7 protein-coding genes are annotated in these 7,839 nt (G+C 74.4%); all 7 read left to right on the top strand.

Annotated elements, in window-relative coordinates:
- Positions 1-81: 81 nt before the first annotated feature.
- The 7 genes from HPT28_RS16335 to dxs all read left to right on the top strand — a co-directional run bounded on the left by HPT28_RS16335 (position 82) and on the right by dxs (position 7,774).
- Positions 82-1,128, top strand: a complete 1,047-nt coding sequence (locus tag HPT28_RS16335) for a hypothetical protein (RefSeq protein WP_219091830.1) — start codon at positions 82-84, stop codon at positions 1,126-1,128.
- On the top strand, positions 1,118-1,993 hold the full coding sequence (locus HPT28_RS16340) for a sugar phosphate isomerase/epimerase (protein WP_219091831.1): 876 nt from the start codon (positions 1,118-1,120) through the stop codon (positions 1,991-1,993). Before HPT28_RS16335 ends, HPT28_RS16340 begins: the two co-directional genes overlap by 11 nt.
- On the top strand, positions 1,990-3,288 hold the full coding sequence (locus HPT28_RS16345) for a M20/M25/M40 family metallo-hydrolase (RefSeq protein WP_219091832.1): 1,299 nt from the start codon (positions 1,990-1,992) through the stop codon (positions 3,286-3,288). The genes HPT28_RS16340 and HPT28_RS16345 overlap by 4 nt, the downstream gene beginning before the upstream one ends.
- The gene (locus HPT28_RS16350; RefSeq protein ID WP_219091833.1) at positions 3,285-4,388 is read left to right on the top strand and encodes an Ldh family oxidoreductase; all 1,104 of its coding nucleotides are present in this window, start codon (positions 3,285-3,287) and stop codon (positions 4,386-4,388) included. Before HPT28_RS16345 ends, HPT28_RS16350 begins: the two co-directional genes overlap by 4 nt.
- Positions 4,385-5,374 carry a Gfo/Idh/MocA family protein gene (locus HPT28_RS16355; protein ID WP_219091834.1) on the top strand — a complete coding sequence of 330 codons (990 nt, stop codon included), beginning with the start codon at positions 4,385-4,387 and terminating at the stop codon, positions 5,372-5,374. The genes HPT28_RS16350 and HPT28_RS16355 overlap by 4 nt, the downstream gene beginning before the upstream one ends.
- Positions 5,371-5,778: a hypothetical protein gene (locus tag HPT28_RS16360; RefSeq protein ID WP_219091835.1), complete on the top strand. Its 408-nt coding sequence runs from the start codon at positions 5,371-5,373 to the stop codon at positions 5,776-5,778. The genes HPT28_RS16355 and HPT28_RS16360 overlap by 4 nt, the downstream gene beginning before the upstream one ends.
- 70 nt (positions 5,779-5,848) lie before the next feature.
- Positions 5,849-7,774, top strand: coding sequence for a 1-deoxy-D-xylulose-5-phosphate synthase (gene dxs, locus HPT28_RS16365; RefSeq protein WP_219091838.1), 1,926 nt, complete (start codon positions 5,849-5,851; stop codon positions 7,772-7,774).
- Positions 7,775-7,839: the final 65 nt, after the last annotated feature.

Genomic DNA, 7,839 nt, shown 5'->3' on the forward strand with positions numbered 1-7,839 from the left:
GCAGACAGGTATTTGCCAATCACCGTGACGCCGCTCTCGCCTTAGCGTGAAGCCTCCGCCGCGAGTCCTTGAGGAGGCCCGTTGCTGCACACACTGGTCGTGGGGATTGGACGCTCCGGACGGGACCTGCACCTTCCGGTGGTGCACCGCCTGCGCGAGGGCGGGGCGGGTGGCGCGCTCTTCGCCGACTCCGTCCCGATGGGCTACGACGCCCTGCCGCTGCCGGTGCTCGACGTACCCGCAGGGCTGGAGATCGTACCCACGCTCGCCGCGGCGGCCGCGCTGCGCGATCCGGCGCGGACCGTCGTCCACCTGTGCACGCCGCCGACGGCCCGGGTGCCCCTGCTGCACGAGCTGGCGGCGCTCGGCTACCGCCGCCTCCTGGTGGAGAAGCCGCTCGGCGCGGACACCGAGACGGTGGCCGAGCTGCGCCGGGCGCGGGACGCGTACGGGCTGGACGTCGCCGTCGTCGGCCCGTGGCTGCACAGCTCCCTCACCGAACGGCTGGCCACGCTGGTGGGTTCGGGGCGGCTCGGGGCGCTGCGCCGGGTCACGGTGCACCAGCGCAAGCCGCGGCTCGGCCGCACGCTGCGCAACAGCAGCCATCCGTCGGCGTTCGATGTCGAGCCGCCGCACTCGGTGGGCGTCGCGCTGCGGCTGGCGGGCGGCGGGCGGGTCACCGCGGCGGAGTGGAGCGACGCCACCGACGGCCGCCGCGTGGCGCCCCGGATGGGCAGTGCGGGCCTGACGCTGCGGCACGACAGCGGCGTGATCACCACGATCGACTGCGACCTGGTGGCCCCGGTCCGCGAGCGCAGCATCCTGCTGGAGTTCGACGCCGGCACCGCCCTCGGGCACTACCCGGTCAGCGGCGACGACCCGTACGCCCAGCTGCGTGTGACGCCCCTCGGGATGACGGCGGAACACGAGATCTTCCACGACCAGGCGATGGACGCCTGCCTGCTGCACGCCTACCGCGCCTTCGCCGACGGCGCCGACCTCGTCGCGGACTTCGAGCTCCAGGCCCACGTCGTGGAGCTCCTCGAGCAGGCGAAGCGACGGGCGGAGCGCGGGGAGCCGGCCGGCGCGGCGGCAGGCCCCGGAAAGGACGGACTCCATGCGAGCTGACACCGCGGCACCCTTCGCCGCGCCCCTGCTGAGCGGTATCGGGGACGAGGCGGGAGCCTCCCTCGACGAGCAGCTCAGCGCCCTCACCACCCTGGGATGGAGCGGCATCGAGCTGCGCTCCGTCGACGGCACGGCGCTGGCGGACCTGGACGACGCCGCCTTCGGCCGGCTGACCGAGCGGCTGTCCGCGGCCGGCCTCGGCGTCACCTGCGTGGACTCCCGCATCGCCAACTGGGCCCGGCCCATCAGCGGGGACTTCGAGGAGGACCTGCGGGAGCTGCGGACCCTCGCGAGCCGCTGCGAGCGGTTGGGTACCCGCAACGTGCGCGTCATGTCCTATCCGAACGACGGCTGGAGCGAGGAGCGCTGGCGGGACGCCGTCCTGGACCGCATGGGCAAGCTGGCCGCCCACGCGGAGGACGCCGGGCTGGTCCTGCTGCACGAGAACTGCGCGGGCTGGGCGGGCAGCAGCGCCGAGCGCATGCTCGCGCTGCTGGAGGCCGTCGACAGCCCGGCGCTGAAGCTGCTCTTCGACACCGGCAACGGCGTCGCCTACGACTACGAGGCCTACGACCTGCTGCCGAGCATCGCACCGCACGTCGCCCACGTGCACATCAAGGACGCCGTCGGCACGCGGGACGACGTCCGCTACACCCTCCCCGGCGACGGGCGCTGCCGGGTCGCCGACGCCGTCCGGTATCTGACGGAGTCCGGCTACCGGGGCGTGTGGTCCATCGAGCCGCACATCAACGTGCGCCCGCACGAGTCGCTGGCCACCTCCGGGGCGGACGGCGTGGCGGCCTTCGTCGGCTACGGCCGGGCCCTGGAGGCGCTGTTCGCCCGGCTCGCCGAGGAGGCCACGTGACGGGCCCGGCACCGGTGAAGCTGCTCCCGGCCGATCTCGACCTGCTGCTGGAGCTGCTGGAGCTGCCCACCGTAGGGCTGCTGGAGGCGGCCGAGGGCACCCCACCGCCGCTGTTGTGGGAGGCCCAGCGCCGCTACGCGGAGGCCGCCGCCGCGCTCGGCTTCTCGGTGGTGCACCACGCGGCGGCCCCCGCCTCCGTGCTGGAGCTGCCCGGCGTCCCGGTCACCGTGCGGGAGGCCGCCACCCGCATCCCGGGCTTCCTCGCCGAGCAGCCGAGCATGGTGCTGCGGCTGGGTCCCAGCCTGCCGCGCGAACGCACGGTCATGTTCAACGTGCACGTCGACACCGTCGACGGCTTCTGGGAGCCCTCCTTCCACGCGGGCCGCTTCGAGGGGCGGGGCTCCATCGACGCCAAGGGTCCGGCCGTGGCCCTGCTGGCCGGGGTGCGCGAGGCGATCGCCACCGTGCCGGAGCTGGGCGAGTCGACGGGCGTGCTGATCCAGCTCGTCTCCGGCGAGGAGGGCGGTGCCATGGGCGTGTTCGGCACGCGCCCGCTGGTCGAGGCGGGGCACACCGGCCGGCTCAACGTCTTCTGCGAGCCCAGCCGCAACCTCGCGGTGCCACGCTCCACCGCCGCGGCCACGGCCCGGATCACCGTCCGGGGCACCGACTCCATCGACGACCACCCCGGCGGCGGGCACAACGCCACCGTGCTCCTCGGCCACCTGGCCGCGCACCTCGCCGGAACGCTCTCCGGCCGGGTGCCCGGCACCAGGGTGTGCGTGGCCGGGCTGCACACCGGAGAGCTGCACAACAAGGTCTACGGCAGCGGAAAGCTGCTCCTGAACCTCGCCTACCCGACGACGGAGTCCGGCCGGCTGCTCACCGGGGCGCTTGAGGAGGAGCTGGCCACGGGGCTGCGCGCCTTCGCCGAGCGCTTCGCCGAGGTGCCCGGCTTCGGGCTGACGGCGGCCGAGGCCGAGCGCGTCACCCGCCTGGAGTGGCTCAAGCGCGGGCTGCCCGCGCTGGACGGCCACGACCCCTGGGCGGAGGCGCTCCTGCGCTCGGCCGGGGTGGCCTCCGCGCCGCCCGAGGCCCCCGCGTGCACCTGCGACGCGATCTGGATGCACGGGGTGGAGGGCGCGCACACCGTCGTCCTCGGTCCCGGCGACCTGGACGCCAACGGCGCCCACGCGGCCGGTGAACACGCGGACCTGACGGACCTGGAGGAGTTCGCGGGCTCCGTGGCCGCCCTCCTCACCCGATTCGCTCACGCTACGAACGGACAGCCATGACGCCACGCGTTCCCTACGAGCGGCTGCGCGACTTCGCCGCCGACGTCTTCGCCGAGCTGGGCGTGCCCGAGGGCCGGGCCCGGCTGGCCGCCGAGGCCCTCGTCTACGGCGACCTCGCCGGCATGCGCTCGCACGGCCTGGCCAACCTCACCCGGCTCTACCTCCCGCAGTTCCAGGACAAGCGGATGGTGGCCGACGCCGAGCCGGAGATCCTCACCGACCGGGGCGCGGCCGTCCTCGTCGACGCACACCAGGCCCTCGGCCTCTGGCAGGCCACCGAGGCGATGGACCTCGCCGCCGAGCGGGCGGCCCAGTACGGCATCGGCATGGTCTCCGTGCGCGGTGCCACGCACTTCGGCTGCGCGGGGCACCACACCGCACGGGTCGCGGAGCGCGGCATGGTCGGTGTGCTCGCCTCCAACTGCGGGCAGCAGCGCATCGCCCGGCCGCCGGGCGGCCGGGTGGCCATGCTGGGTACCAACCCGCTGAGTGTCGCGGCGCCGGCCGGTCCCGAACTGCCGCCCTACGTGCTGGACATGAGTACGACCGCTGTCCCCACGGGCAAGATCCGGGAGGCGGCCAGGGCCGGGCGGGAGATACCCGAGGGCTGGATGGTGGACGCCGAGGGCTCCCCCGTCACCGACCCGCACGCCCTGGACCGCGGCGAGGGCTTCCCGCTGTGGCTGGGCGGCCGGCCCGAGACGGGCGCCTACAAGGGCTACGGGCTCGCCCTGCTGGTGGAGGTGCTCGCCGCGCTGGTCCCCGGCGCCGGTCTCGGCCCCTCCCCGGACGCCTACGAGGGCACCGGCGGGCCGAGCGGCCGGGACGACGACATCGGCGTCGTCGCCCTCGTCGTCGCGCCCGGAGCCCTGCGCCCTGCCGACGCCTTCCTGTCGGACGCCGGCGCGCTGTTCGGCGCCCTGACCGGCTGCCCGCCGCTGCGCCCGGACGCCCCGGTCGGCTATCCGGGCAGCCGCGAGGCGGCGCTGCGCGCCGAGGCGCTGGGGCAGGGCGTGCCGGTCGCGCCCGAGCTGCTGGCCGAGCTGCGCGACGTCGCGGCCGAACTCCGCCTCACCGCGCCGGAAGGAGAGCAGGCATGAGCACCACGGAGGAGCCGCGCCCGCTGCGCGTGGGCATCATCGGGCTCGGCGTCATCTCCCGCTTCTACGCGGCGGCGTTCGACGAACTCGCCGAGGTGGAGCTGGCCGCCGTGTGCGACCTGCGGCCGGAGGCGCTCGCCCCGTACCGGGGGCGGACGGCGTGCTACACCGATCACCGCGGCATGCTCGCCGAGGCCGGGCTGGACGCGGCCGTCGTCAACGTGCCCAACGACGTCCACGCCGCCCTGTGCACCGACCTGGTCGAGGCCGGCGTCGCGGTGTGCGTCGAGAAGCCGCTGGCCACCCGCGTCTCGGACGGGCGGGCGCTGGTGGCCGCCGCGCGGGCCAAGGGCGTGCCCCTGTTCACGTCCTTCCACCGCCGCTACAACGACAACGCGCTGACGCTGCTGGAGTCGCTGCCGGAGGCCGCGCCCATCAGCTCCGTGACGGTCCGCTACCTGGAACAGATCGAGGAGCACGCCGGGGACGACCGCTGGTATCTGGACCCGGAGCGGTGCGGCGGCGGCTGCGTGGCCGACAACGGCCCCAACGCGTTCGACACCGTTCGCCAGTTCCTGGGTCCGGTGGAGCTGACCGGCGCCACCGTGACGCGGGACGGCGACGGCGTGGACCGCCAGGCGGACGTGGAGCTGTGCGCCGCGGGCGGGGCCACGGCCCGGGTCCTGCTCGACTGGTCCTACCCGGGCGAGCGCAAGGACATCGAGGTCCGCCTGGCCGACGGCCAGGTCCGTACCGCCGACATGCTCGGCGGCCACGACGGGTTCAAGCAGTCGCTGTGGCATGAGTACGTCGGCGTCCTGCGGGAGTTCGCGGCGGCCGTCCGCGCCGGCGCCGACCCGAGCGAGGGCGGCCTCGCGGCCCTGGAGCTGGTCGCCGCCGTCTACGAGCACGAGGCGGCCCGGGCTCAGGAGCCCCCGGGCGGCACACCCGTCGCCGCCCCCGTCACGGAAGGAGCCTCGCGGTGAACCCGGCCGAGGACGGCGGAAAGCGCACGGTCAGCGGATCGCTGGTGAAGATCCTCATCCACCGCAAGGAGAACCGGGGCATGCGGCTGGAGGAGTACGCGAGCCGCTGCGTGCGGCGCGAGGAGATCCACGAACTCGTCACCACCGACCAGCACGACACCACGCCCGGCGCCCGGGTCGACCGCGTCGGCTTCCTCGGCTTCGTGGAGATCGAGGCGGGCGGCGTCATCGACCGGGGCGACGAGGTCTGGGCGAACGGCCGACGGGTCGGCACCGTGCTGGGCTTCGACTCCTGCCACTTCCCCAACCACTACAACGTGCTCATCGCCACCGAGAAGACCGTCACCGGCCCGGAGCTGGGGCTGGCGCCGAACATGGAGGTGCGCTTTGGTCCCACCCACTGACCCGAAGGCCGCAAACGGCACGGGCAACCACACATCCCGTCCGCCCACGGGCGACGGGCCGCGCACGCCGCTGCTGGACGGCATCGAGGGCCCGGCGGACCTGCGGGCCCTGCCGCCGTCCGCGCTGCCCGCCCTGGCGGCCGAGCTCCGCGACGTGCTGGTCACCTCGGTGACGCGCACGGGCGGCCACCTCGGCCCCAACCTCGGCGTCGTCGAGCTGACGATCGCCCTGCACCGGGTGTTCCACTCCCCCGACGACCGCGTGCTGTGGGACACCGGGCACCAGTCCTACGTGCACAAACTCCTCACCGGGCGCAAGGACTTCACCGGTCTGCGCGCCCGTGGCGGCCTGTCCGGCTACCCCTCGCGGGCCGAGTCCGAGCACGACGTCATCGAGAACTCGCACGCCTCCACCGCCCTCTCCTACGCCGACGGCCTGGCGCGGGCGATCCGGCTGCGCGGCGCGGACGACCGGCACGTGGCCGCCGTCATCGGGGACGGCGCGCTCACCGGCGGGATGGCCTGGGAGGCGCTCAACAACATCGCCACGAGCGACGACCTGCCCCTCGTCATCGTCGTCAACGACAACGGCCGCTCCTACGCCCCCACGCGGGGCGGGCTGGCCCGGCACCTGACGACCCTGCGCACCACCCAGGGCTACGAGCGTTTCCTGTCCTGGGGGAAGGAGGCGCTCCAGCAGACGCCGATGATCGGCGGGCCGCTCTTCCAGACCCTGCACGGGGCGAAGAAGGGCCTGAAGGACCTCGTCGCTCCCCAGGGCCTCTTCGAGGACCTGGGGCTGAAGTACATCGGCCCGGTGGACGGACACGACGTCGACGAGGTCGAGCGGGCACTGCGGCGGGCCAGGGCCTTCGGCGGGCCGGTCATCGTCCACTGCGTGACGACCAAGGGCAAGGGCTACGCGCCCGCCGAGCAGGACGAGGCGGACTGCTTCCACGCGGTCGGCGCCGCGCCCAGCGCCTCCGCGGGCGGGGGCAAACCGGCGGGCCGGTCCTGGACGTCGGTGTTCTCCGAGGAGATGGTCAAGGTCGGCGCGGAGCGGGAGGACGTCGTCGCCATCACCGCGGCCATGCTCCAGCCCGTCGGGCTGGGGGAGTTCGCGGACCTCCACCCGGAGCGGGTGCTGGACGTGGGCATCGCCGAGCAGCACGCCGTCACCTCGGCCGCCGGGCTCGCCGCGGGCGGGCTGCACCCCGTCGTCGCCGTGTACGCCACCTTCCTCAACCGCGCCTTCGACCAGGTGCTGATGGACGTGGCGCTGCACCGCGCGCCGGTCACCTTCGTGCTCGACCGCGCCGGGGCCACGGGCAGCGACGGGGCCTCGCACAACGGCATGTGGGACCTGTCCGTCCTCCAGGTCGTGCCCGGCCTCCAGGTCGCGGCACCGCGCGACGCGGTCCGGCTGCGCCGGCAGCTCCGCGAGGCGCTGGCCGTCTCGGACGGGCCGACGGTGGTCCGGTTCCCCAAGGGGAACGTGGGCGCCGACGTCGAGGCCGTGGAGACGGTCGACGGCGTGGACGTCCTGGCCCGCCCCGAGGGGGAGGCCGAGGTCCTGATCGTCGCCGTCGGCGCGCTGGCCGGCCTGGGACTCGAGACGGCGAACCGGCTCGCGGACGCGGGCGTCGCCGCCACCGTGGTGGACCCGTGCTGGGTCAAGCCGGTCAACCCCGCACTGGTGAAGCTCGCACACGGGCACCGGCTCGTCGTCACCCTGGAGGACAACGGCGTCGTCGGCGGCGTCGGCGCGGCGGTGGCCCAGGAGATCGAACAGGCCGGCGTGCGCGTCCCGGTGCGTACGTTCGGCCTCGCCCAGACCTTCTTCGAACACGGCAGCCGGGGCCAGGTGCTGGCCGAGTCCGGGCTGACGGCCGAGAACATCGCGGGCACCGTCGGGGAACTGCTGGGCGCGACCGAGGCGTCGGCCCAGCTCACCGCCGTGCCCGAGCATCATCCTCAGCGGCTCAAGGGGGCCTGACATGACAGCGGTTGCGCTGGGAATGCCGTCCGTACCGATCAAGCTCGCCGAGCGCCGGGTCAGCC

It is taken from the genome of Streptomyces sp. JJ38, assembly GCF_019303475.1.
Taxonomy (GTDB): Bacteria; Actinomycetota; Actinomycetes; order Streptomycetales; family Streptomycetaceae; genus Streptomyces.

Excerpts from the sequence above, each read along its gene's own strand:
- HPT28_RS16340 (WP_219091831.1), top strand. The coding sequence starts at position 1,118 with ATGCGAGCTGACACCGCGGCACCCTTCGCCGCGCCCCTGCTGAGCGGT.
- HPT28_RS16355 (WP_219091834.1), top strand. The coding sequence starts at position 4,385 with ATGAGCACCACGGAGGAGCCGCGCCCGCTGCGCGTGGGCATCATCGGG.
- HPT28_RS16350 (WP_219091833.1), top strand. The coding sequence starts at position 3,285 with ATGACGCCACGCGTTCCCTACGAGCGGCTGCGCGACTTCGCCGCCGAC.